This is a genomic window from Ruegeria sp. HKCCSA071, assembly GCF_017872555.1.
GTDB lineage: Bacteria > Pseudomonadota > Alphaproteobacteria > Rhodobacterales > Rhodobacteraceae > Ruegeria.
Genome location: NZ_JAEDOX010000017.1, coordinates 1 through 22,126 on the forward strand (window position 1 = coordinate 1; position 22,126 = coordinate 22,126).

Genomic DNA, 22,126 nt, shown 5'->3' on the forward strand with positions numbered 1-22,126 from the left:
ACAGGTGCCCGAAGGTCTTCCTGTCAGCCATCGCCCTCGCAGCACTCGTCATCTACTGGCTATGAGTCCTGACCCTAGTATTCATTATCTTTATGATTTTTATAAAAAATCCATATAGAAGTTTGATTTTGTCCACCTAAATATCCACCCATTCGGCCACGGGTGCGCACAATTCCTCGTTCGGTTCAACAGTCGATCTCCTGCTGAGGGGGGCTTACGGCAGATGGCTACAGTGAAACCCACAAACACACCAGTCTAGCTGACGCTGCCGTCGAAGCGCGGACCACGACAGGAAAAATTCTACGTCAGGAGCGGAAATTCGTCTCCTCAATTGCCGCTCAGTGACAATCAACACTAACGAAGAAAGAGGCCATTCGATCAAGATCACGCACCGCAAGGTTTGGTTCAGCGAATTACGTGAACCGAGCACCTGGCGTGATGCACGACTCTGTTCGCAGTGGAACCTAAAAATATGTCCTCAAAACCAGGCTTGTGCGAAACCAAGACGATGCAATCCGCGTCGCTCTCATTTGCGAAGTCTACAATAGCCCTACCCGCGTGCCCAGAGATGAGCCGAGCCTTCGCGCCTGGAATTTCAGAAGCAGTTTGATGCAGGTTTTCCAGGATTTCATGCCGCGTATTGGCAAGTACTTCGCTGGGAATCTGAGACCCTACATACGCCGGAATTGGCTCTTGGACGTGTATCACAGTGAATACAGCGTCCGCATCAGCCAATTGGCGCGCGGCTTCAAACGACGCTTGTGTGTCGTATTCTTGGTCCAGAGCAACCGGGATCAGGATATTCTTGTACATTTGACCTCCTATCTACTGCTCCAATGATTCCAGTTTGGTTCCTCGGCAGCAGGAAACCTACACAGGCTCAGACTTTGAAGATTTCCCCGCGCCCTTTGTAGCGGCTACAACATCATCAACTGTTTTCTCAACAGCTTCAGCTTCGGTTTCAGCGACATAAGATGCACAACGGGACACGGTTTCGAACCATTCCTGAGCGTCAGCAACCAACCGCTCCGCCGAATGGCGCTGCCACTCCGCCATGCTCTGAAAGGCTTTAGAAGGATCGGACGGGTTCGCGGAAGACACATTGCGTGCAGCTTTTAGAGCCGTCCGGACCGCCTCATGACGCCGTTCGAACCAATGCTGCGCAAAGGCCTCGGTTTCTTCGAGCAATTTCTCTTGCGCGTCCCAAAATTGTTCGATCTGGGCACCGAAGGCCGGATTGCCAGAAATAGGCGGCTGCATTTGCTTGAAAACATCCAAAAGTGAGGTCGGGCTATTTGTGTTAGATTTCTTTGTCGGCATCGAAAATTCCTCCTCATTCCCTGAATGGGTTATTGTGCCACCTGCGGCGCGCTTTCGCCTTAATACAGATCAATATCCCTTATTTTTAGGACCTTCGGCTAAAGATGCGACGGGACACTCGCAATCTCTCCGACATCGGTTCCTAGCAGGCCGGGTTGGAGTTAGAGTAGTCTAGACAAGAACTTAACGCTTGGTTTTCTATGCACATTGCCGGCTTTCTGATTACCCTTGGTGTCCTTTTCCTTGCCGGATTGGCGGCCGATCAACTTGGCCGAGCCACGCATCTTCCTCGTGTTACAACCTTACTGTTCCTCGGCCTGATTGCCGGGAACGCAGGATTCGGGGTGATCCCGGTCGACGTTGCCAAGTGGTTCGATGAGATCTCCATTGTTGCCTTGACGATGGTCGCGTTTCTTCTTGGAGGATCTTTGACCCGCAAAAACCTGGTTCGGCATGGCCGAGCCATTCTGACGATTTCGATTTCAATCGTGGTTGCAACCCTTGTTATTGTGTCGGTTGGACTGACCTCAATTGGCGTACCGTTCGGGTTGGCGTTGGTGCTGGCGGCAATTGGCACGGCTACAGCTCCGGCCGCCATTGCAGACGTGATCAAACAATCTGGGGTGTCCAACAGCTTTACCGAAACATTAAAGGGCGTAGTCGCAATTGATGACGCTTGGGGTCTGATCGTTTTCAGCATCGCCTTGGTTCTGGCCGGTCATTCGGATGGTTGGGCCACCGTCACGACCACAGCGATGTGGGACTTCGGAGGGGCGATACTATTGGGTACCGCACTGGGCGTGCCATCCGCTTACCTGACAGGCCGCTTGAAACCCGGAGAACCCATGCAGGCAGAAGCAGTGGGCATAGTCTTTCTGACAGCGGGCCTCGCGCTTTGGCTGGAGGTTTCATTCTTGGTAGCAGGCATGGTTGCGGGCGCGGTTATCGGAAATCTTGCGCGCCATCACGACCGTGCTTTTCATGAGATCGAGCACATTCAGTGGCCGTTCATGATTCTGTTCTTTCTGCTGGCTGGCGCCACGTTGGACATTGAAGCCTTCGGCTTGATGGGCTGGGCTGGTGCACTTTTTCTGTTTTTGCGCGCCGTGGCCCGCCTTGTCGGAGGTTACTGCGGAGCAAAACTGGGCGGCCTGCCTCGCCGTCAGACCCGCTGGTACGGTCCCGCTTTGTTGCCACAGGCCGGTGTTGCGGTCGGAATGGCCCTTGTAGCTGGAGAGCAATTTCCGCATTGGGCCGCGTCGATCATGGCCTTTACTCTGGCCAGTACTGTGGCCTTCGAGGTGTTGGGGCCGCCGTTGACTCTCATGTCGATCAGACGCACGGCGGATACCGACTAGCGGATTGGTCAGCGGCTATTCAGACTGGATCGATTCAAGAAAAGCGAGCAAATTCGCCAACGGCAGGCCAACCATCATAGGTTGCCCATTGGGCAAAGCCACCGCGATTTGCTGGTCTGTCTCAAACACCGCGCCAAAGATTGGCATTTCGCCCCCATGAGCGAGCAATTGTGAACGACCATCAATCTGTTCAGCTATGCGAACTATCGGAAACACACCGTCGTTTTCGCCCGCCAATTTGGTAAGGTCGGGTGTTCGAATAGCCAACATTTCGGCCATTGGCCCGTCTCCGGTCGCTTCGAAACCGTGACATTGCCAGCAATACGTCCGGTACAAATCACTTCCCTCACTGAGGCGGACCTCCTGCGCTAGTGCAGGCCCCGTGACTAACAGTGCCAGTAAAATGCCTCGATAAACCTGCATATTCTCCTCCTGTCCGTCGTCAGGGATTTTGGGACAGATGGCCGGCTGAGCTAAGAGAGGATCTGGCGCATCTGTTTGGTTTGATTATGCGGCGGATTTGCGGTGAAGCAAGCGCCGGGTTTCGATTGTCTTCCGTTTGATCCTTTCTCGTTGTTTCAGAATGGTGTGGCCGCGCTCGAAGTAGACATCGGCCGGGGTGAGGTTTTGCAGGCTCTCATGATAGCGCCGGTGGTTGTAGTGATCGACGAAAGCATCGATCTGCTGCCTGAGATCACCGGGCAGGTAGTAGTTTTCCAGCAAGATACGGTTCTTCAAGGTCTGGTGCCAGCGCTCGATCTTTCCCTGAGTTTGCGGATAGTATGGCGCCCCTCGGACATGACCCGTGATGGCTTGGGACTACGATCCTCAAGCGCCTCAGGACCACCCGACAGATACCGGTCATACCAGCGATAGAAGGTGGACTTCGGGATGCTCAGCTTTTCCAAAGTGCGCTTGGTCGGGAGATGCGAACCTTCGACGAGGCGGATGATCTCCAGTTTTCGGATGCAGCCCTCTCATCGCTGCAAGCAGCGACTGCCGGGTGACAGATACCTCATTCGTCGTCGCCCCCATCCGCGATCATGCTTTCTTTGAGCAACCGCAGTTCAAGAGCCTGTTCGGCAACCACTTCCTTCAGATCGCGTGCCTCGCGGCGCAGATCTTTGACCTCGGTCGATGTCGCTGCACGGGCCGTATCACCCGCCAGGCGCTTCTTCCCAGCTTCGAGGAACTCCTTGGACCAACTGTAAAACAGGCTCTGGGCAATACCCTCGCGACGGCATAGCTCCGCAATGCTGTCCTCCCCCTTCAGGCCGTCCAGCACGATCCTAAACTTCTCTTCTGCTGAATACTGTTTGCGCGTCGCGCGGCGGATGTCCTTGACGATCTTTTCGCCATGGCTCTTGCGTGTTCCGGGTTTCTGTCTCATCTCCACTCCTTGGCGGTTACGAAGAGCCAGAAACCCTCTCTTATCAAATCGACCTAAACTGTCCCATTGGTGCTGACGTCAGACAGCAACGAAGCCAGTTCATCAGGCGTAAGTGCATCTTCTCGCGTCTGGGCGAGCATAACCGCGACCGCTTCGATCTTACGGGACTCCTGTTCGATAATATCCGCCAAGCGCCGGTCGTTCTAGTAAAGCAGGTACCCAATCCCCGCGATCACAAGAAGCGTTGCAAGAACTGTGATCCTGAACAGTATCGTGGTCTGAGACGCAAGCCGCCGTCCACTATCGCGCAGGGCACCAGACATCTTTTTAGCAAAAGGTCGGCGGCTCGCTCGGGCGTAGGCATATGCGTCACTAAAGATATCTTCGACCGTATGGTGCGCGGGAAATGAGTGATCGCACAACCTGTATCGAGACATAGGGCTCGTTTCGCCAAACTCGATCATGTCGCCATGATTAAGAGACGCCGATGAGGCTTTTTGTCCGTATACCCATATATTGCGCCCTGCTGACGTGGTTATTGTGTAACCGTCGTCAACCCACTGTAGGGTCGCAATATCGTTATCATGCGGAGGCAGGTTGCCTTTAGGTCGAAGGCTTAACACCCTGCCATCGTCAACAGAAACGGTCTGAGCTTTATCGACCAGCCAATTCACGTTTCCGCGCGATGGTCCGGTCAGGCTCTCCAGAAAGGCCCGAACCTCACCTTCACCAGCATGTCCTGAGGGTGTAATGCTACTCGCTTCTGGTTTTGCATTAAGGCCCCCTATCCAAACGCGTGAGGGCATTCTACCACGCTGCAACACCAAACCCATGGCCTGGTGCGAATGTACAAAAAACGCATTTATATAAACACTTGCAATGTCTGCCCGGATTCAACCGAAAAACATCTTTCAGGCCGCAGCTCAAAGAAGGCCAATCAATGATCGACCCTCTGCTTTGGCATTTTCAAGCTTCGTATCGAGCCAGCTGACCGTCTATTTCGACGATACCTTGATCTTACGGCTTGGATCCTGAGGCTCAGTCTTCGGCATTTCGATATGTAGAACGCCTTTGTCGAATGTTGCTGAAATCTTGTCGATTTCCACAGTGTCTGGTAGCGACATGGCTCTGGAAAAGCTGCCATAGCTTCTTTCGCTGACACGCAGGTCGCCCGTTTCATCATGCGCAATCTTCTTCTGACCGCGCAGGATTAGTCTACGATCCTTGATTTCAATTTCCACGTCATCCTCTTCCAGCCCTGGCAATTCAGCCGTCAGGACAATCGCAGAATCCGTTTCTTGGACATCGATTGCCGGTGAAATCGCCCCCGTCATATCGAGAGACGGAAAACCCGTGCGTTGCGCAGCCGTTTCCATCGGCAGGAAGGGTGATCCTCCCCCCAAAAAACGCGACATCAACGTTTCCATTTCACGCCGAAAGTTGTCGGAGAGCGGATGCGTTCCAGTGAAAAGTTGCGGGGACTTTTTGTCTTCTAGCATTTTTTGAGCCTCCTCCTTTGGTCTGATTTCGCGCGCAACATTATGGCAGAAAACGCGGTCAAGGACCTTGATCTTGCGCAAGCATACAACCTCATCCGTCGCCAGATCGCTCGCACCGGTTGAACGAACAGAAACGGGAACCGTCGTCCAACAGACTTGCCAGGTCGTGCTGGAGTTAACACCAATCTCAGTAGTCTTGATCGGAACCCCAGGTCAGCTTAGCGTTTATTCTAAGTGAGCCCGAGTTGCCTACCTTTAGCGCAGTGGAGCAAAACCGTATGAAATGGCCTTATCTGGCGCTGATTTACGTTTTGCTGATCTTGGCTCCCTTGGGTTTTTCTTGGTCTCTGGGATGGCCACCGCGATCATTTCATCAAGAGTTCGCGTCTGGGCTTGGAATGCTTGCGTTTTCAATAATCTTAGTCGAGTTCCTACTGTCTGGCCGGTTCAGGTTCATCTCTTCCAGCTTAGGTATGGATGTGACTATGCGGGTGCATCAGTTTTACAATTTTCACCGCTGCCTTGACCTTTTCCTTAAGATAGCAAAACGGACCATTTGGCCTTGCTAGTTTCAAAATTGTCAGCCGAAACAAGCAAGTTCTCTTGGAAATAGCTGTCGTCGCGAACTTCCTCAAAATCATTCTCCGCTTGGACAGCAATTACGTACCACAACTATCCCGATATGTTGCCAAGAAACGCCTTTGATGGAGATCAAGGGCAACGCTCGCCACTTTCTCATAATAAAAAATCTATTCAGGCCGATTTTGGGAGGATCGGAATGACCGTACTCATCGCCTTCGCTACCGTCGAAGGCCACACAGCAAAGATTGCGCGTTTCATCTGTAATGTCGCGAAGAATGCCGGTTTCAAAACAAACCTGATCAATACCGATGATTTCTCTGGCCACGTATCGCTTGACGGTGTGGTCAAGGTTGTTCTTCTGGCCCCTGTCCACGAACGTAGGCACCCCGAGTCATTCGAGGCTTTTGTCACTTCAAATAGAGATGCCCTAACTAAACGAAAGTCTCTCGTGCTTTCCGTTGGTCTAAAAGCTTCTTTCGCGTCAGGTCGAGAAGAAGCACGCGACTATCTCAACGAAATGTTTATGCGAACAGGTTTTGAACCGAATGCGACGGCGTTGATCGCAGGCGCGGTGAGGCCCGAGAACTACGGGTATTTTGAGAGGGAGGTCCTTAAGCACGTTGTCTTGCTCGGTCGAAAAATCGATCCACAAGATGGGGCACGGGAATTTACTGACTGGGACGAACTGACGTCAATTGTAATAGATTTCCTTGGCTGAAACAGTCGGGCAAACCAGCATCAATCTCAAGCGATTCCCTAATAACAACTGGCTGCTCCCGCATTTGCAGGTGAACATTTTTAGCTATGGCTCCCAGCAAATCACAGTCGCCGGTTCGTTTAATCAGTGTCCGAAAAGCACTGGCAACCTCGTCTGCTCTAACATTGCTTGCGTCGTTCCCCCAAAAACTGACTCACGCAAATGAGAATGCCCATAAGCGCCCATAGCAACGAGGTCGGCCCCCAATTCTCTTGCGCGTTCTTGAATGCAGTGTTCGATCGAAGCCCCACTACATGGGAACTGCGACACGGTCGCGTTGCAACCGTGATGGCTGAGCCATCCAGCAATGTCAGTTCCGGGCACTTGATCTTTTACGTCATCAGGCGACGGCAAATCAAAACACCCAATCACAACTTCGTTGGCCGCCAGAAAATAGGGTAAAGCTAAATGCGCAGCCCTAGACGAAGGCAGGCTATCATTCCATGCCAAAAAAATGCAGTCGCGTTGGGCAAACGGATCTCCATTGATCATCAGGGGGACCGGCGAATGAAACAACACTCCGCACGCGATCTTGTGAAATAAATCGGGGTCTTTTCGCAACTCAGCGTCTAGAAAAGCGATATCAGAGCAATTTGCTTGTCCTGCCACAAGATGCTGTAACTCTGCTCCAGATCCCATAAAGGCGATCACATTTGCCGGTACGCCCTGCTCGACCAGAAACGCTTCAACTTCAGTGGCGCGGGACATCAAGGCGGCATTTTGCGCGTTAAGAACATCCAACCAGTTTGAGGGAAGACCCCCCTCAACGAACCTGTTTGATCCATACTTTAAGTAAGGCAGGTTAGGTAAAGCCGCGATCATTACACAAATCAAGTGGCCGTTCTGAATACGGGCAGTTTCAGCGCATTCCAAAATCGACGCGTCGTCAGCATCAACTCCTACATAATATGCCACTGTTCTGTGTTGCATTCCCGACCTCCGTCCGGAATTTCAATTCGCCCAAGAGCCATGCGCACTGATTAAACCAACAAATAGACGATGTTGTTAATCGCTCTTCTTACTTAGGCAGCATGAAGAACTCTTCCAGCACAATCTTGCCTTCTGCCACCGAATACACTGCGGTCCTGCGCAACGTAATACGGTCACCGGTAGTCTTCTCAAGCGCTTCAGCCCTGAATTACCATTGACTGTACCATTCCTTGCTCGTTCAAATCTTGACAAGGATCAATAAGCGTATCGATGGATACTGTGCAGCCGGTTCGAACCAGTCTCGGCTAGGCTCGTAGGCTTGCCTTTTAGGCCGCACCAAATTCGCTCCACTCGGCGAGAGTGACGGTGCATATTAGCCAGAAGGCATCTCTGCTGGCTAGCAATCTTTCCTGGTTGAAGTGATTGGAGCCTCCGGCTAACCCGGTGCGGTTCAGAGTAAGCAGCGACAACTTTCTAAGTTATTGCTAGGGTCTCTTTGCAACGAGTGCCGTGAGCGCGAGTTAAAGGTTTTTGAGGGGCGCCGATGGTAGATCTGACTGAGTTTCTCGAGAGCTTGGCCCTTGGGCAGTATCTGAGTGTTTTCAACGATAACGATGTAGATTTCGAGACTCTGCACCATCTGACTGATGATGATCTGATCTCGTTGGGCCTTTCCCTTGGTCACCGGCGAAAATTGAGTGCCGCGCTCAATTTCTTGGAAACGAACGAAACCTCTGAAAAGAAACAGCCAAGAACTGAGCAGGAAGACGTGCTGGCCGAACGGCGGCAATTGACCGTTATGTTCTGCGATTTAGTGGGGTCGACCAAACTGTCTGCCCAACTCGACCCGGAAGATCTCCGTCGCCTCATGCAGCAGTATCATCACGCAGTTTCCCAAACGATAGTCGATCATGGTGGCCATGTGGCCAAGTTGCTGGGCGACGGGGTCCTCGCCTACTTCGGGTTTCCGGACGCGAAAGAAAATGACAGTGAAAACGCTGTTCGGGCGGCGCGAAATGTCGTCTCGAGTGTAAGCCAAGTCTCACCCGTCGGACCTGGCGCCCCGGACAGTCTGGAAGTCAGAATTGGGATTGCAACAGGCACGGTCGTGATCGGTGATATGACGGGTGCGTCAGTGACTGATTTTGACTCGGTCGTCGGTGAGACACCCAATTTGGCGGCCCGCCTCCAAACCCTGGCCGACCCCGGTTCAATCGTCATCTCGGCAGAAACTCACGCGTTGGTCGGAGATGTCTTCGATTACGAAGCGTTGGGCGCGCAACAAATCTCCGGTTTTTCCGATCCTCTGCCCGCATGGCGCGTTTTACACGAGAAGACAGGCACCAACCGGTTCGATGTGCTGCGCGGCGCCGACATTACTGACTTGGTGGGCAGATCAGAGGAAGCCGACCTGCTTCGGCGCCGATGGGCTTCGGTGGAGCAGGGAGCCGGTTCCGTTGTTTTCATTTCGGGAGAAGCTGGAATTGGCAAATCAAGGCTTCTCAAAAGCCTGCGACGCGAAATTGTGAATGACGACATCACCCGACTGCAATTCCAGTGTTCGAATTTTCACAGGGGAACTGCTTTTGCGCCCGTTATCGGGTATTTTGAGCACGTGGCAGGGTTTGCCCACGACGACAACCCTGAAAGACGCTTGTCCAAGTTCAAGTCCGCGCTTGGTGAAATTCCAAACGAGATAATCGCGTCTCTCCTCCGTCTGAAAAACGCTCGCACGATGTCGGACATCGAACCTGATCCGGAATTGCGCCGGGAACATGTTCTGGTTGAGCTAATGGAAATGGTTGAGTTACGCAGCGCGAAGGGGCCCATGCTCATCGTGTTCGAAGATCTGCATTGGAGCGATGATTCAACACTGGAATTCGTCAATCGAGTTGTCGACGCTGCGTCCAGACTGCCGATTTTACTGGTCGTCACAGCACGTCCAGGTGTCGAAGTGGCTTGGACCAACGATCCGCATGTTTCATTCATGATGCTGAAGCGACTGGACCGGAAGGCGGTGCGAGCTCTTATTCAAGCGGTTACGCAAGATCGTTCGTTGCCCGCCGGCGTGCAAGACCAGATCGCGCAACGTACGGACGGTGTGCCTTTATTTATTGAGGAATTGACACGCTCGATACTTCATTCGGACTATCTGCGAGAGGATGGGGACCGCCTTGTGGTCGCGGGTGCCATCCCTCAGCAAGCCATTCCCATGACGTTGCAAGAGACACTGATGGCGCGGCTGGACAGATTGTCGCCTGTCAAAGACGTTGCACAGCTTGGCGCAGTCATTGGTCGTCGTTTCACAGCCGATCTTATTCTGGTTGCTTATCAAGCCGATCAAGAAACACTTTTTTCGTCGCTAAGAACACTTGAACTGGAAGGGCTTCTGTCACGGCGCGGTTCGGGGTCCGAAGCCGTCTACGAATTTCGGCACGCCTTGATCCAGGAAGCCGCCTATGGGTCGCTTCTCAAGTCGCGACGGTCCGATTTGCACGAGCGTATCGGACGCCATCTCATGGAACATGCCGAATACAGTGATCCTGCGATGATCGCCTATCATTTGACGGAGGCTGGTCTGCGCCCGGAGGCGATCGATTTTTGGATAGCGGCGGGTGATCGATCCAATGAAACTGCTGGATTTGCCGAAGCACTTGAGAACTATTCGCGTGCTTTGGAACACTTGCGGGAGATTTCGGCGAGTGAAGCGCGCCACGCAAAGGAAATCGACGTCCTGCTTTCAATTGGACCGTGCCAGGTACAGGTGCTCGGCCCCGCCAGTGATGAAGTGTATGAAACTTACTTTACCGCCCTGCAGCTTGGCGATGATCACGGGGCGCCGGAGCAACGGTTCAAAGCACTCTGGGGCCTTTGGTTCTACTATTTCATGCTCGGCGCAGTGCCAAAGATGCACGACCTCGCAAATCGACTTATTCCACTGGCAAAGGAAATCGGGGACGAAGCGCTCGAATTGGAAGGTCACCACTGCGAGTGGGCTGCTCTGTCCTTGCTGGGCGATTTTGCCGGTGCGCTGACGTCTACGGAAAAAGGCATTGAGGCTTATGAAGAGGAAAAACATCATTGGATGACATTTCACTACGGTGGTCACGATCCGGGGCTTTGTGCCCACAGTCTGAAGGCAGTGAACTTGTGTGTTTTAGGGTATCCGGATCGCGCCAAGGAGATTGCGGATAAAGCGATCGGGCAGGCAATTCGCCTGAACCACGGCTATTCGCTTCTCGAAACGCTCTTCTGTTCGTTGATCGTCATGATGCTCAGATCGGAGTATGATGCGATCAATTCACAAGCCGGTCGCCTTATCGCGTTGACGGATGCCGGACGTTTACCGCCGGAGGCACGCGATCTGGCAAGTGGTTTTGTTGGCTGGGTGGAAACCGAAACTGGCTCCGAAACCGAGGGCCTGGCTCGTATGGAAAGGTCGATTTCCGGATGGCAGGGTTTCTGGGGAGCTTGGTGTTTTCCGTTGGACGCCGCCTTTGCGTTGGCGCTCGCCCAAAAGGGCAATGCCGAGGCTGCGCTGCAGATCGTTGAGACTGCGTCCGAGATGGGTGGAAATACGGGTGGTCATTGGTGGGATGCGGAATTTAACCGGATCCGCGGAAACATTCTTCTTTGCAAAGACGCGTCGGAGCATCACGCCGCGAAGGAGTGCTTCGAGAGAGCCAAGGCAGCAGCCCAAGCGCGGCAAGCGCGGCTTTTCGAGCTGCGGGCGGCGGTGGATCTCACGAAGTTGCGCCTGCAGTCCGGGGATCTGCAAGCTGCGCGCGACCATCTGGAGCCAATCCTGACAAAGTTCACGGAGGGAAGAGATTTGCCGGATTTTCTCAGAGCGAGAGAAATTCTGGATCGATGCAATTTGGAGTAAGGAAGTTGCAAACACATTTCGGCTCATTCACCTCCGAATGAGCGACCGGTTTGTCCCGCATAGCGGTTATTTGGGGAAAATCGATCGATGTCCGAATTGCGGGACTTTGCTGCCGTTCGCTGTCGCTGCCCCAATGTCTGCTTGCCGATCAGGATGGTTTGCTGACGGAGAAACTAAATCGGCCAGTCGAGAAGAAATGCTCCCCAATTGCATTAAGTGCCGATTGTTCTTCTGCCCACGCCTGCAGTTCATCATCTGGAACAGTTTTTTGTCCCTTCACGTAGGCCACAATGAAGGGCACCATCCCTTCGCCATAGCAACCATCGTACCTGTCCGTATTTATGATTGAGAAATAGCTCACCTCATTGACAACCAAACCCGCGTTTCGAAGACGAGCGCCAAGCGTTCGCGGAAGTTTGCTGTCGGCGCAATGTGGTGCAAAAGCCTTGAGTACTTTGTCCATTCGATCCGGATACTCGCTGTGCCAACAGACACCTTCCCAGTCTGTCGCAAGGATCAGAGCACGTCCGCCGGGTTTGAGAACACGAAAAACTTCGCTACATCAGGCACATATTCAGCAACTTGGGTGCTAACGACCACATCGAAATAGCTGTCTTCAAATGGGAGTTCGGTCGCATCGGCGCAACGATAGCTTAGCCAGTCATGCTCACTTCGTTTCGTTGCGCGGTCGACCATCTGTTCCGAAATGTCGATGCCTACAACTTCACCACCGGGTCCTGTTTGATCCGCTATTTGAGCCGCAAGAAAGCCGGGGCCGCTTCCAATATCCAAGACCCGTTCGCCCTTTTGAACCGAAATCCTTTGAAGGGTGTCTTCTCTTTGAGAAACTACGTCCGGCCCAAGGTAAACCGCCTCTAGTCGCTCGGCTGCCGCGTCGTCGTATTCCATACCCATAGAGTGACCCCCTCAATGCCTGGCCGTCACGCTAGCTTCACGACATGACCTGCACCACCTGACAGAAAGTCCGCCCAACGTTCCGCCAGCACAGATCTCTGCTCAAGAAAATCTGTGCGTCTGTAAGCTCGAACGACACCAGAGTCGGTTGTATGTCCCAGCATTGCTTCCGCAACTTCGTGTGTCGCGTCGGTGGCTTCAGCCAGCCAGTCGCGAAGACTGCTGCGGAAGCCATGCGGGCGGGCCTCCAGTTTGCGACGTTCCATCATTCGTGACAGTGTCATATCAGAGATCACGCCCTGCCGTGTATTCGGAAAAAGGAAACCATTTCTGGAATGCGGTAGGGCAAGGTCGAGAACGCGTTGCGCTTCCTGCGAAAGCGGCACACGGAAATCACTTGTTGCCCCTTTTCGACCTTTCATGAGCTCACCGGGTATAGTCCAAACGTGCCCCTCAATCTGTTCTAGCCTGATAAAGCGCAAAGGTTTAGAGCGAACACCGGTTAGGATGAGAAACCTCATAGCGAGGTTCGTGAGCGAGGGTTCCTCTAAGCTTGAGTAGAAGGCAGGGACATCGCTCCACAGCATCGCTGGCATGTGTTTCGGCTTGTGACGTGACTTTCCCAACAACGCTTTGGCTTTTTCTGTTGCCTGAAGGTCAACGTCCAATCCAAGCGCGGCCGCATGGCGAAAGACAATGTTTAGCCGGTTCATTGCTTTGCGCTTTGTGTCGGCTTTTGTGTGCCAGATTGGGGCCAGGGTGTCGCGAATGTCGCGCTGGTCAATGTCTGTTATTGGCACCTTTCCAAGCTTGGGCAGTACATGCCCATTTAGCGGTGAGAGCCAACGCCCTGCTTTTCCATCGCCTTTGAGTTCAGCCTTTCGCGCTTCGAATGCATCTGCAGTCAGAACCGCAAGTGAGACATCTTCCCGCCGCGCCGCACGTGCCTCTGCTTCACGCTCCTTGACCGGATCACGGCCTTCCGCAGCGACCGTACGCCATCGCTGTGCAACACTTCGAGCACTTGCAAGAGAAAGAGTCGGATAGCCGCCTAAGCCCATTTCGCGCCTTCGGCCATGCACAGTCACGCGAAGCATCCACTGCGCGCCACCGTCGTCTCGTTTAATAAACCAAAGCCCAGCTCCATCGCAGTGTTTACCGACCGGTGCAGATTTTACAAAGGAAGCTGAAAGTCTGTTTATTGCCTGCATCTCTATCCACCCCAATATCCACCTTAACATATTGGATGGCGTCAAACACGGAAGGCAGGTTCGAACAATTAAGTCAGCTAATTCAATTGAAATTAACGGGAATCTGCACAAGAACGAACAATCTCAAACAAGTTGCATGTGCCGCCCCCGGGCACCATTTAAGCCAAAGAAATGAGCGATGGATATCAAACGCTTCGCGTTCGATGTTTGGGCCTTTGGCTCGTCTGCAAGATGCTTGACCGAAAGAGTCCAGATTTGCGTGAAGGTGCCAAATGACCCATAGCATTGGACAACAGGTTGCCGTCTAAAGCCTAGCACTCTGTCATCTTTTCCCGTTCCGGAATCGTGGAATTGAAAAGCAAGGCGCTTGCTCGGGTGGGCTCTGAACAGACGGCTCGGTGCACCGAGTGGAGCGGAATATCCGCGATCGATCAGATTGCGCCGGGCGCACCGCCAGGGTGTGCAAGGTCAGGTCACACGTGTGCGTTGATCCTCGATCCCCATTGAGATCAGCGAAGGGTCTTCGCGTTGGCTGGTCTGAAAGCTTGCTTTGTCCTGCAACTTGTCCCAATTGCTCAGGATCAGGCACTGCGCGACAGCCCCGCCCAGTGTGGTTCCCGGTCCGGTGACGATGAACATGTCGGGTGCGAACTCTTTCGCGGCCTGTGATACGGCTTTTGTGAAATCATAAGTTTCGGTCACCTGGTGACCCAAGGTGTAGTCCCAAAGCGCGTCCAGATCACAGGCGCCGGGCCACCAGATCTGACCGCGGCCATCTATCATGGGCAAATTGGGTTGCCGAAACAGATCTGCGGCAAGGCGGGTGCGACCGGCTTCGGCAACTGGGCGTTGCAGGTGTGAATGAAACCCTGCGTGATTGGCCAGCCGCATCGGAAAGCGTTCCTGCACCACAGGCACCTTGTTTTCAAAGGCAGATAACCCAGCTTCATCCCCGGCCAGAACCAACATCCCGCCGAGATCAATTGACAGGGTGAGGGTCGCGCCAGTGCCGTCGATCTCGGCGACCAGAGCCAGCAGTTCGGCCTTGCGTGCCGGGTTCGGCTGCCAGTCGGCATCCATGAAAGGATAGATCAACTGGCCGCCAATCAGGCTCTGCTGCATGAGTGTTCCCATGGTGTTGACCACCTCGAACCCAGCCTCGGCGGTCAAGGCACCCCCGCAGGCCAGGGCCGAATACCAGCCCATCGAGTTTCCTGTCACAGCCACCACGTCGACCTTTTCCGGATCAATGGCACGAAAATCGCTCAGCGTGGCGGCATAGATCAGGGCCGAGGCATTGTCTCCGCGCGTGTGCTTTGCCGTGGAATACCGGGGCGCGCCGTCCAGTTCGCTTAGGGTTTCCTGACCCTGCGCGCGGCGCATGTCGTCGAAATGTGCCAGCAGGGCCTTGTCGGTAAAATGCCGGCCGAGAACCCCCAATTCGGGTTTGTTATAGGTGCCGCGTCCCGGACAGATGACAACAGCGGTTTGTTTCACAGACCTCATTTGCCCGTCTCCATCAGGGATCTTGCTGCGGCCTCGATGCTGTCTTTCGATGGCATGGTCGCGGCATAGGCCGGGCCGGTGGCGATAAAGCTGTCTTCGGCGGTAATACGGGCCATCGGCACATCAGTGGTTTCGTGGAAATGGGCCATCAGGGCCTCGGCCACGCCGCCGTGATGCCGGGTTTCATCGACGATCAATATCCGCTTGGCACCGCTTACGGCCCGGGTCAGCGCGTCTTTGGGCAGCGGCGACAACCAGCGCGTATCAATGATCCGGGTTTTTATCCCGTCGGCCTCCAGCGGTTTGCGCGCCTGATGGCTGAGGTAGACGCCATTGCCAAAGGTAACGATCGCCAGATCGTCGCCGTCGCCATCCACGCCAACCTCGCCGAAACCGATCCTTTCAGATGGGTCGGGGTAGGTGTGCATCCAGCCTGAGTCTCCGGCTTCGTGCAAGTCCCGCATCGGGTAGAGCGCGATGGGTTCCAGAAACACGACCAGCCGCTGTTCTTCACGCGCAAGGCGAACGCATTCACGCAGCATCCGCGCGGCGTCGGCACCGTTCGATGGGCAGGCCAGGATCAGCCCCGGAATGTCGCGCAATACAGCGACCGAGTTGTCATTGTGGAAATGTCCTCCAAAACCCTTTTGATACCCCAACCCGGCGATGCGCACGACCATCGGGTTGGTGTACTGACCGTTCGAGAAGAAGGGCAGGGTGGCCGCTTCTCCGCGCAACTGGTCTTCGGCGTTGTGAAGATAGGCCAGGAACTGGATTTCCGGCATGGGTGTAAACCCGTTTTGGGCCATCCCGATCGCAAGGCCCAGAATCGACTGTTCGTCCAGCAGCGTGTCGATCATCCGGTCGGGTCCGAAACGGGCCTGAAGCTTTTGCGTCACGCCATAGACACCGCCTTTGCGTCCGACATCTTCGCCCATCATCACGATCTCACCGTGTTCAAGCATAAGGTCGCTCAGGGCCCAGTTGATCAGGCGAGACATGATCTGGGGTTCAGCATGCGCTTTGAGGTCGCCGCCGAATACTTCAGCCCGATGTTCAGCTGACGGGCCATTGGTCGGGGCGCAGGGGCGCGCGGGCGGGATCAGGCTGGCCATCACGTCACCTGCGGTTTTAAGGCGAGGGCGGGTGATCGCCTTGTCGGCGACGCGGGCGACGCGGTCGCAGGTGTCGGTGTACACCTTCAACGCGTCATCCGGCTGCATCGCACCGGATTTTTCCATCAGACGGACGGAGTGCAGCAGGGGGTCGTTCGCCTCTTCGGCTTCGACCTCGGATTTTGGCATATAGGTGGTGGGCATATCTGCCCCGGCGTGGCCATACAGGCGCACCGTGCGGATGTGCAGAAATGCGGGCTTCTTGCGGCTGCGGACATAGGCGGCGGCTTCTTGTGAGACACGGTAGGTTTCGAAAATGTCGAGCCCGTCACACGTGAAATACTTCAGTCCCGGTCGATGAGAGAATGTTGCGGCAATCCAGCCTTGTGGTGTCTTGGTCGAAATTCCGATCCCGTTGTCCTCGCAGCAGAACAGCAGCGGTAGGGGAACCGACTGGTAAGACGTCCACTGCGCGGTGTTGAACGCGCCTTGCGCTGTGGAATGGTTGGCCGAAGCATCACCAAAGGAACAGTAGACGATGGCGTCATCCGGCATTTCTGCATGTTCGGGTTTGTGACGGCGGGCTGCCCCGATTGCATAAGCCGCGCCGACTGCTTTGGGCAGGTGGCTGGCAATGGTCGAGGTCTGCGGCGGGATGCAAAGTGCTTTTGACCCCAACACCTTGTGCCGCCCACCGCTGATCGGATCATCAGAGGATGAAGCGAAGGACAACAGAATATCCCATGTCGGGCTCTGCCCCGACACCTGATCGGACCGGGCGATCTGAAACGCGGCGTCGCGGTAATGTAGAAAAGCAGGGTCCGTCGGGCGCAAGGCTGCCGCTACGGCGGCCATCCCTTCGTGACCAGAGGAACCGATGGTGTAGAACCCCTGACCGGCTTTCTGCATTGCCCGGCTTTGGCGGTCCAACGCGCGGCTGAGACATTGCGCGCGATATAGCCCGACCGCTTCGGACGCTGTCAGTGGGCCAGACGGCGTCGCGCCAGCGGGGAAATCCCGTGCCGCAACCCGGCGCAGGAAATTGTCATGCACAATGGTTGCGCGATCCATCTTTGTCGTCCTCAGGCGAAGGCTTGCAGGCCCGTTTGCGCACGACCCAGGATCAGGGCGTGAACATCATGAGTGCCTTCATATGTGTTCACGGTTTCCAAATTCACCATGTGGCGGATCACGTGGAAATCCTGGCTGATGCCATTGCCACCGTGCATGTCACGTGCGTGGCGTGCGACCTCAAGTGCCTTGCCGCAATTGTTGCGTTTGATCAGACTGATCATTTCTGGCGCTGCGCGGGCTTCGTCCATCAGGCGACCCACGCGCAGAGCGGCCTGAAGGCCCAAGGCGATTTCGGTCTGCATGTTCGCAAGCTTCAGCTGGAACAGCTGCGTTTGCGCCAAAGGGCGGCCGAACTGTTTTCGGTCCAGACCATATTGCCGCGCAGCGTGCCAGCAGGCCTCAGCTGCGCCCATCGATCCCCAGGCGATACCGTATCGTGCACGGTTCAGGCAGCCAAACGGCCCTTTCAGACCTTCGACACCCGGCAACAGAGCATCTTCCCCGACCTCGACATTGTTCATCACGATCTCACCCGTGATCGAGGCGCGCAGCGACAGTTTGCCTTCAATCTTCGGGGCTGAAAGGCCGGGTGTGCCTTTTTCAAGAACGAAACCCTTGATCTTGCCGTCATGCGCGTCTGATTTGGCCCAGACAACAAACACGTCAGCAATGGGCGCGTTCGAGATCCACATCTTTGACCCGTTGAGGACATAGCCCCCATCGGTCTTTTTCGCGACGGTTTTCATGCCGCCGGGGTCCGAACCCGCATCGGGCTCGGTCAGCCCAAAGCAGCCAATAGACTCACCGCTGGCCAGTTTCGGAAGGTATTTCCGGCGCTGTTCATCCGTTCCGTAGGCATAGATCGGGTACATGACGAGGCTGGACTGCACCGACATCATCGAGCGGTAACCGCTGTCGACCCGTTCCACTTCGCGTGCGACCAGACCGTAAGTGACATAGCTGGCTCCGATGCCGCCGAACTCTTCGGGGATAGTCGTGCCCAGAAGGCCCATTTGCCCCATCTCGCGAAAGATTTCGGGGTCTGTTTCTTCATTGGCAAAAGCCTGAGTTACACGGGGCAACAGTTTGTCCTGCGCGTAGGCGTTGGCTGCATCGCGCACCATGCGTTCGTCTTCGGCCAACTGGTCTTCCAGCAGAAAAGGGTCATCCCAAGTGAAAGGGCCAAGCTGGGGGCGGGATTGTGGTTTCATGAGAGTTTCCTTTCTACAGCGGCTTTGAGACGTGCAAGCCCCGCTGCAATTGTATCTTGGGCATAAGCAAAGCTCAGGCGAAAATGTCCGGGCAACCCGAAGGCGCGACCGGGAACCAGAGCGACACCGGCATCTTCCAACAACCAGGTGCAGAAGTCAGCGTCATTTTTGAACGGTCCACCCTGATCCTCAAGCAGTCCGGCGCAGGAAGGAAAGGCGTAAAACGCCCCGTCGGGTGCCGCGCAGCGCAAACCCGGAACTGCGTTCAACCCTGCAACCACCAGATTTCGGCGTTCTGAAAATACAGCCCGGCGTTCTTCCAACAGGTCCGCGCTGCCGGTCAGCGCAGCAAGCGAAGCCCATTGTGCAATCGAACAGGCACCCGATGTAACCTGCCCCTGAACGGCCACCATCGCCTTGATCAACTCGACCGGCCCGATCCCCCAGCCGATGCGCCAACCGGTCATGGACCATGCTTTGGCGACACCGTCGACGATCAGCAGACGGTCGGCAAGGTCAGGGGCCGCCTCGGCCACTGAAACAAACGGAGTGAAGCTGAGATGGCGATAAATCTCATCCGCAAGAACCCAGACCTGTGGATGCCGAGACAGAACAGATGCGAGGGCGGCAATTTCATTCTGCGTATAGATTGCCCCCGACGGGTTCGACGGCGTGTTGAGCATCAGCCAGCGCGTGCGCGGTGTGATTGCGGCCTCTAACTGTTCCGGCAGAAGCTTGAATCCCTGATCCATCGGGCATGGCAGAATGACGGGCGTCCCACCCGCCATCCGCACAATGTCAGAATAGCTGGTCCAGTAGGGCGCGGGCATGATGACCTCGTCGCCGGGATCCAGGCTGGCCAGCATGGCATTGGCTATCACCTGCTTAGCGCCAGTGGACACAATGACCTCAGCCACTTCGGCTTTGGCCTGCCGGGCAATTTCGGCGCGCAGGTCGGGCACCCCGGCCGTCGGCGGGTACTTTGTCTTGCCGTCCAGCGCTGCCGCGTGGGCAGCTTCGACTACATGGGCCGGGGTGGGCAGGTCAGGCTCACCGGTCGACAGCGCCAGCACATCGCGCCCTTCCGAACGCAAGCGTGCGGCGGCCTCGGAAATCTGCACGATTTCGGACAATTCGATACCGTTTAGTCGGTTTGCGCGATGGAACACTGTTAATCTACCCCTGAAGGTAACTGAGGTTCTACCTGCAAAGTAACTTGATAAAAATACGCTGTTTTGTATCGTTTCAGTGACTAAAACTCATAAGTGACATGCCCAGAATCAGCTCCCTCCCGTCTTTTGCCCTCATGCGCAGCTTCGAGGCTGCCGCACGCCACGAAAGCTATACCATGGCAGCAGAAGAGCTTGGTGTGACGCAGGGCGCGGTTAGCCGTCAGGTGCGTGAACTTGAGGCTGCGCTGGGGGTGACGTTGTTTCGCCGGGTCGGACGTGCCGTTCGCCTGTCGAAGGCAGGTCGCGCTTTGTTTGAAGAACTTGCCGGAGACCTTCAGCGTCTGAACGGTACGATCAATCGTGCGATCGCGGCCGGTGACGGTGCGTCGTTGCTGACCTTGGCTGTCCTGCCTACCTTTGCGACACGGTGGCTGGTGCCCAGACTGCCGGATTTCAAGCACCTGCATCCGGGGATCGAACTGGATCTGCATTCCTACACGACGCCGTTCAGCCTGGAAGAGCGGCGCATGGACCTTGCCATTCACTTTGGGCACGAAGACTGGCCCGGTGCGCGACTGCGCAAGCTGTTCCCGGAAAAACTTGTTGTAGCGGCTGCGCCCGTGTTGTTGGGCGACCAACGGACGTTCGAGGAACAGCATGTGTTCGATCTGCCGCTGTTGCATCTGACCTCGAGGCCCGGGCTATGGTCCGAGTATCATGCAAGCCTTGGGCTTGACGCCAGGGCGGTTTTTCCAGGGATGCGCTTTGATCAGTTCTCGATGCTGATCGAAGGCGCAGTTGCCGGACTTGGGGCTGCGATTCTACCGTCTTACTTGATCGAGGCCGAGTTGGCGTCAGGCGCGCTGGTCCAGACCGGGCAACTGGCAAATGCCTCGGGCAGCGCGTATTTCATCGCAACGCCGACCGGGCAGAGGAACGAAGCCGTACAAGCGTTTGCGGACTGGATCATCCGGCAAACGAAAAGGCATCTGTAAGGGTGCGGACGCGACAGAAGGGTTACAGCACCCTGATACCGGGCAAGGTCTGGATGATTGCCAGATCCTGCTCGTAAAGCTCTGTAAATGCGTCAACGATGTCTGCGTTCCAGCCGGGCAGATCAAGTTCTTCTTCGATCTCATCGGGCCGGGCATGGTCTTCCAAGGCCCGTGCTAGGCTTTCGCGCTGAGCGTCCTTGTCGAGGCCGACACCGCCCTGAACAATGTCCTGAACATGCCGTTGACCGGTTTCGGTCAGAAGCGACGACAGCAACACATACTCATCCACCAGAGGAGCGTCACCGGGCAGGCCCGCCATTGCGCGCATGATATCCCCCAGAATCAGTGGCAAATGTTCGTTCTTCCACAAAGTGAGCCGCACCTGAGGTGCAAGATCGCGCAGATCTTCGATCATGCTCAACCAGCTCAGGCAACTCAGATCAGTGCTGGTCAGTATCTCCTGTCGGTGATCTTCATGGATCGACATCAGGACCTTGGGTATGAAAAAACCGGGGTTTACCAGACCGACAAATAATTCAACCTGAGCATCCTCCAGCAAGGTCTGGGCATAGGCTGTCCGCTGCCCGGCAAAAGGGTAAATCTGTCCATGTTGCAGGGCAGAACGTGTTGGGCCAAAGAACTTGTCGTTCGAAAGGATGACACGATCAACATTTGGATCATCTGGAAGAAGGGCGTGCAGCCCGTCCTGCGTTTCTGAAGCAGACAAGTCCTGAGCAAGAGCATCAGACAGAACCTTGACAAACTGACGTCCACCGCGCGGTCCCAAGATCGCAGCACGGCAATCCGCCAAGGCCTGCTTGTTTGCCGAAACCGAGGACAGCACTTGCCCTTCATCGGCGAAAGCGGCCCCGGCATGGATTACTACCTGCATCTTTTGTCCTTTTACCCTCAGGGGCTGTGTCCATCCCATTCTATGTCTTTGCGTCGCATGAAAATCTGCAACGAACCAACCGTGCGATTTCTGCACTTTCTCAGGAAATCGGGCAATCCCCAAGTTTGAGTTAAAAATGAGGGTTGCAGTCCTCTGTCGGACGAAGTAATCGACTGCCAGTGCCCCTATAGCTCAGCTGGTAGAGCAACTGATTTGTAATCAGTAGGTCCGCGGTTCGAGTCCGTGTGGGGGCACCATTTCTTTAACCAATACATTGTTATATAAGTGTTTTTCTGAAGATGGTATCCATATC

The 22,126-nt window shown here is 55.1% G+C and carries 18 protein-coding genes, 1 tRNA gene and 1 pseudogene; 5 read left to right on the top strand and 15 right to left on the bottom strand.

From position 1 onward, the window contains the following. Positions 1–405: 405 nt before the first annotated feature. The gene (locus tag I9188_RS18720; RefSeq protein ID WP_209508050.1) at positions 406–813 is read right to left on the bottom strand and encodes a universal stress protein; all 408 of its coding nucleotides are present in this window, start codon (positions 811–813) and stop codon (positions 406–408) included. Between the two features lie 57 nt (positions 814–870). Further along, positions 871–1,320 (bottom strand): phasin family protein, encoded by a 450-nt coding sequence (locus tag I9188_RS18725; protein ID WP_209508048.1) that lies wholly within the window; start codon positions 1,318–1,320, stop codon positions 871–873. A 200-nt stretch (positions 1,321–1,520) separates the two neighbouring features. Between I9188_RS18725 and I9188_RS18730 the strand changes: the two genes are divergently transcribed. After that, entirely contained in the window at positions 1,521–2,678 is a 1,158-nt protein-coding gene (locus I9188_RS18730) for a cation:proton antiporter (RefSeq protein ID WP_209508046.1), read from the top strand. A gap of 15 nt (positions 2,679–2,693) precedes the next feature. Here the strand turns inward: I9188_RS18730 and I9188_RS18735 are convergent, their stop codons facing one another. The 4 genes and pseudogenes from I9188_RS18735 to I9188_RS18750 all read right to left on the bottom strand — a co-directional run bounded on the left by I9188_RS18735 (position 2,694) and on the right by I9188_RS18750 (position 5,648). Further along, entirely contained in the window at positions 2,694–3,101 is a 408-nt protein-coding gene (locus tag I9188_RS18735) for a c-type cytochrome (protein WP_209508044.1), read from the bottom strand. An 84-nt stretch (positions 3,102–3,185) separates the two neighbouring features. Continuing rightward, positions 3,186–4,068 (bottom strand): annotated as a pseudogene (locus I9188_RS18740) (helix-turn-helix domain-containing protein). Positions 4,069–4,121: 53 nt separating this feature from the next. Beyond that, complete coding sequence (locus I9188_RS18745; protein WP_209508041.1) at positions 4,122–4,259, bottom strand: hypothetical protein; 138 nt, start codon at positions 4,257–4,259, stop codon at positions 4,122–4,124. Between the two features lie 804 nt (positions 4,260–5,063). Then, entirely contained in the window at positions 5,064–5,648 is a 585-nt protein-coding gene (locus I9188_RS18750; protein ID WP_209508039.1) for an Hsp20/alpha crystallin family protein, read from the bottom strand. 697 nt (positions 5,649–6,345) lie between these two features. Here I9188_RS18750 and I9188_RS18755 point away from each other — a divergent pair. Then, positions 6,346–6,867, top strand: a complete 522-nt coding sequence (locus tag I9188_RS18755) for a flavodoxin domain-containing protein (RefSeq protein WP_209508037.1) — start codon at positions 6,346–6,348, stop codon at positions 6,865–6,867. Positions 6,868–6,990: 123 nt separating this feature from the next. Here the strand turns inward: I9188_RS18755 and I9188_RS18760 are convergent, their stop codons facing one another. Next, a complete protein-coding gene (locus I9188_RS18760) occupies positions 6,991–7,836 on the bottom strand; it encodes a universal stress protein (protein WP_209508035.1) in 846 nt (281 codons plus the stop codon). 544 nt (positions 7,837–8,380) lie between these two features. Between I9188_RS18760 and I9188_RS18765 the strand changes: the two genes are divergently transcribed. Then, complete coding sequence (locus I9188_RS18765) at positions 8,381–11,722, top strand: adenylate/guanylate cyclase domain-containing protein (protein WP_209508033.1); 3,342 nt, start codon at positions 8,381–8,383, stop codon at positions 11,720–11,722. Between the two features lie 148 nt (positions 11,723–11,870). Here the strand turns inward: I9188_RS18765 and I9188_RS18770 are convergent, their stop codons facing one another. The 7 genes from I9188_RS18770 to I9188_RS18800 form a co-directional block, all read right to left on the bottom strand. Continuing rightward, on the bottom strand, positions 11,871–12,185 hold the full coding sequence (locus tag I9188_RS18770) for a hypothetical protein (protein WP_209508031.1): 315 nt from the start codon (positions 12,183–12,185) through the stop codon (positions 11,871–11,873). Positions 12,186–12,238: 53 nt separating this feature from the next. Next, a complete protein-coding gene (locus I9188_RS18775; RefSeq protein ID WP_209599705.1) occupies positions 12,239–12,631 on the bottom strand; it encodes a methyltransferase domain-containing protein in 393 nt (130 codons plus the stop codon). 32 nt (positions 12,632–12,663) lie between these two features. After that, on the bottom strand, positions 12,664–13,848 hold the full coding sequence (locus tag I9188_RS18780; RefSeq protein ID WP_209508058.1) for an integrase arm-type DNA-binding domain-containing protein: 1,185 nt from the start codon (positions 13,846–13,848) through the stop codon (positions 12,664–12,666). A 468-nt stretch (positions 13,849–14,316) separates the two neighbouring features. Continuing rightward, positions 14,317–15,345, bottom strand: coding sequence for an ACP S-malonyltransferase (locus I9188_RS18785; RefSeq protein ID WP_209508056.1), 1,029 nt, complete (start codon positions 15,343–15,345; stop codon positions 14,317–14,319). Between the two features lie 5 nt (positions 15,346–15,350). Then, complete coding sequence (locus I9188_RS18790; RefSeq protein ID WP_209508026.1) at positions 15,351–17,540, bottom strand: alpha-ketoacid dehydrogenase subunit alpha/beta; 2,190 nt, start codon at positions 17,538–17,540, stop codon at positions 15,351–15,353. A gap of 11 nt (positions 17,541–17,551) precedes the next feature. Beyond that, positions 17,552–18,754, bottom strand: a complete 1,203-nt coding sequence (locus I9188_RS18795) for an acyl-CoA dehydrogenase (RefSeq protein ID WP_209508024.1) — start codon at positions 18,752–18,754, stop codon at positions 17,552–17,554. Further along, the gene (locus I9188_RS18800) at positions 18,751–19,923 is read right to left on the bottom strand and encodes a pyridoxal phosphate-dependent aminotransferase (RefSeq protein WP_348540355.1); all 1,173 of its coding nucleotides are present in this window, start codon (positions 19,921–19,923) and stop codon (positions 18,751–18,753) included. Before I9188_RS18800 ends, I9188_RS18795 begins: the two co-directional genes overlap by 4 nt. A 101-nt stretch (positions 19,924–20,024) precedes the next feature. Here I9188_RS18800 and I9188_RS18805 point away from each other — a divergent pair, with 101 nt between their 5' ends. Next, a complete protein-coding gene (locus tag I9188_RS18805; RefSeq protein ID WP_209508022.1) occupies positions 20,025–20,921 on the top strand; it encodes a LysR substrate-binding domain-containing protein in 897 nt (298 codons plus the stop codon). 22 nt (positions 20,922–20,943) lie between these two features. Here I9188_RS18805 and I9188_RS18810 read toward each other — a convergent pair whose 3' ends face one another. Next, positions 20,944–21,813, bottom strand: a complete 870-nt coding sequence (locus tag I9188_RS18810; RefSeq protein WP_209508020.1) for a hypothetical protein — start codon at positions 21,811–21,813, stop codon at positions 20,944–20,946. Between the two features lie 181 nt (positions 21,814–21,994). Between I9188_RS18810 and I9188_RS18815 the strand changes: the two genes are divergently transcribed. Further along, positions 21,995–22,070, top strand: a tRNA-Thr gene (locus tag I9188_RS18815). The last annotated feature ends 56 nt before the right edge of the window (positions 22,071–22,126 follow it).

Coding starts and splice junctions, on each gene's coding strand:
- I9188_RS18720 (WP_209508050.1), bottom strand. CDS start 813: ATGTACAAGAATATCCTGATCCCGGTTGCTCTGGACCAAGAATACGAC.
- I9188_RS18725 (WP_209508048.1), bottom strand. CDS start 1,320: ATGCCGACAAAGAAATCTAACACAAATAGCCCGACCTCACTTTTGGAT.
- I9188_RS18730 (WP_209508046.1), top strand. CDS start 1,521: ATGCACATTGCCGGCTTTCTGATTACCCTTGGTGTCCTTTTCCTTGCC.
- I9188_RS18735 (WP_209508044.1), bottom strand. CDS start 3,101: ATGCAGGTTTATCGAGGCATTTTACTGGCACTGTTAGTCACGGGGCCT.
- I9188_RS18755 (WP_209508037.1), top strand. CDS start 6,346: ATGACCGTACTCATCGCCTTCGCTACCGTCGAAGGCCACACAGCAAAG.
- I9188_RS18760 (WP_209508035.1), bottom strand. CDS start 7,836: ATGCAACACAGAACAGTGGCATATTATGTAGGAGTTGATGCTGACGAC.
- I9188_RS18765 (WP_209508033.1), top strand. CDS start 8,381: ATGGTAGATCTGACTGAGTTTCTCGAGAGCTTGGCCCTTGGGCAGTAT.
- I9188_RS18770 (WP_209508031.1), bottom strand. CDS start 12,185: ATGGACAAAGTACTCAAGGCTTTTGCACCACATTGCGCCGACAGCAAA.
- I9188_RS18775 (WP_209599705.1), bottom strand. CDS start 12,631: ATGGAATACGACGACGCGGCAGCCGAGCGACTAGAGGCGGTTTACCTT.
- I9188_RS18780 (WP_209508058.1), bottom strand. CDS start 13,848: ATGCAGGCAATAAACAGACTTTCAGCTTCCTTTGTAAAATCTGCACCG.
- I9188_RS18790 (WP_209508026.1), bottom strand. CDS start 17,540: ATGGATCGCGCAACCATTGTGCATGACAATTTCCTGCGCCGGGTTGCG.
- I9188_RS18795 (WP_209508024.1), bottom strand. CDS start 18,754: ATGAAACCACAATCCCGCCCCCAGCTTGGCCCTTTCACTTGGGATGAC.
- I9188_RS18805 (WP_209508022.1), top strand. CDS start 20,025: ATGCCCAGAATCAGCTCCCTCCCGTCTTTTGCCCTCATGCGCAGCTTC.
- I9188_RS18810 (WP_209508020.1), bottom strand. CDS start 21,813: ATGCAGGTAGTAATCCATGCCGGGGCCGCTTTCGCCGATGAAGGGCAA.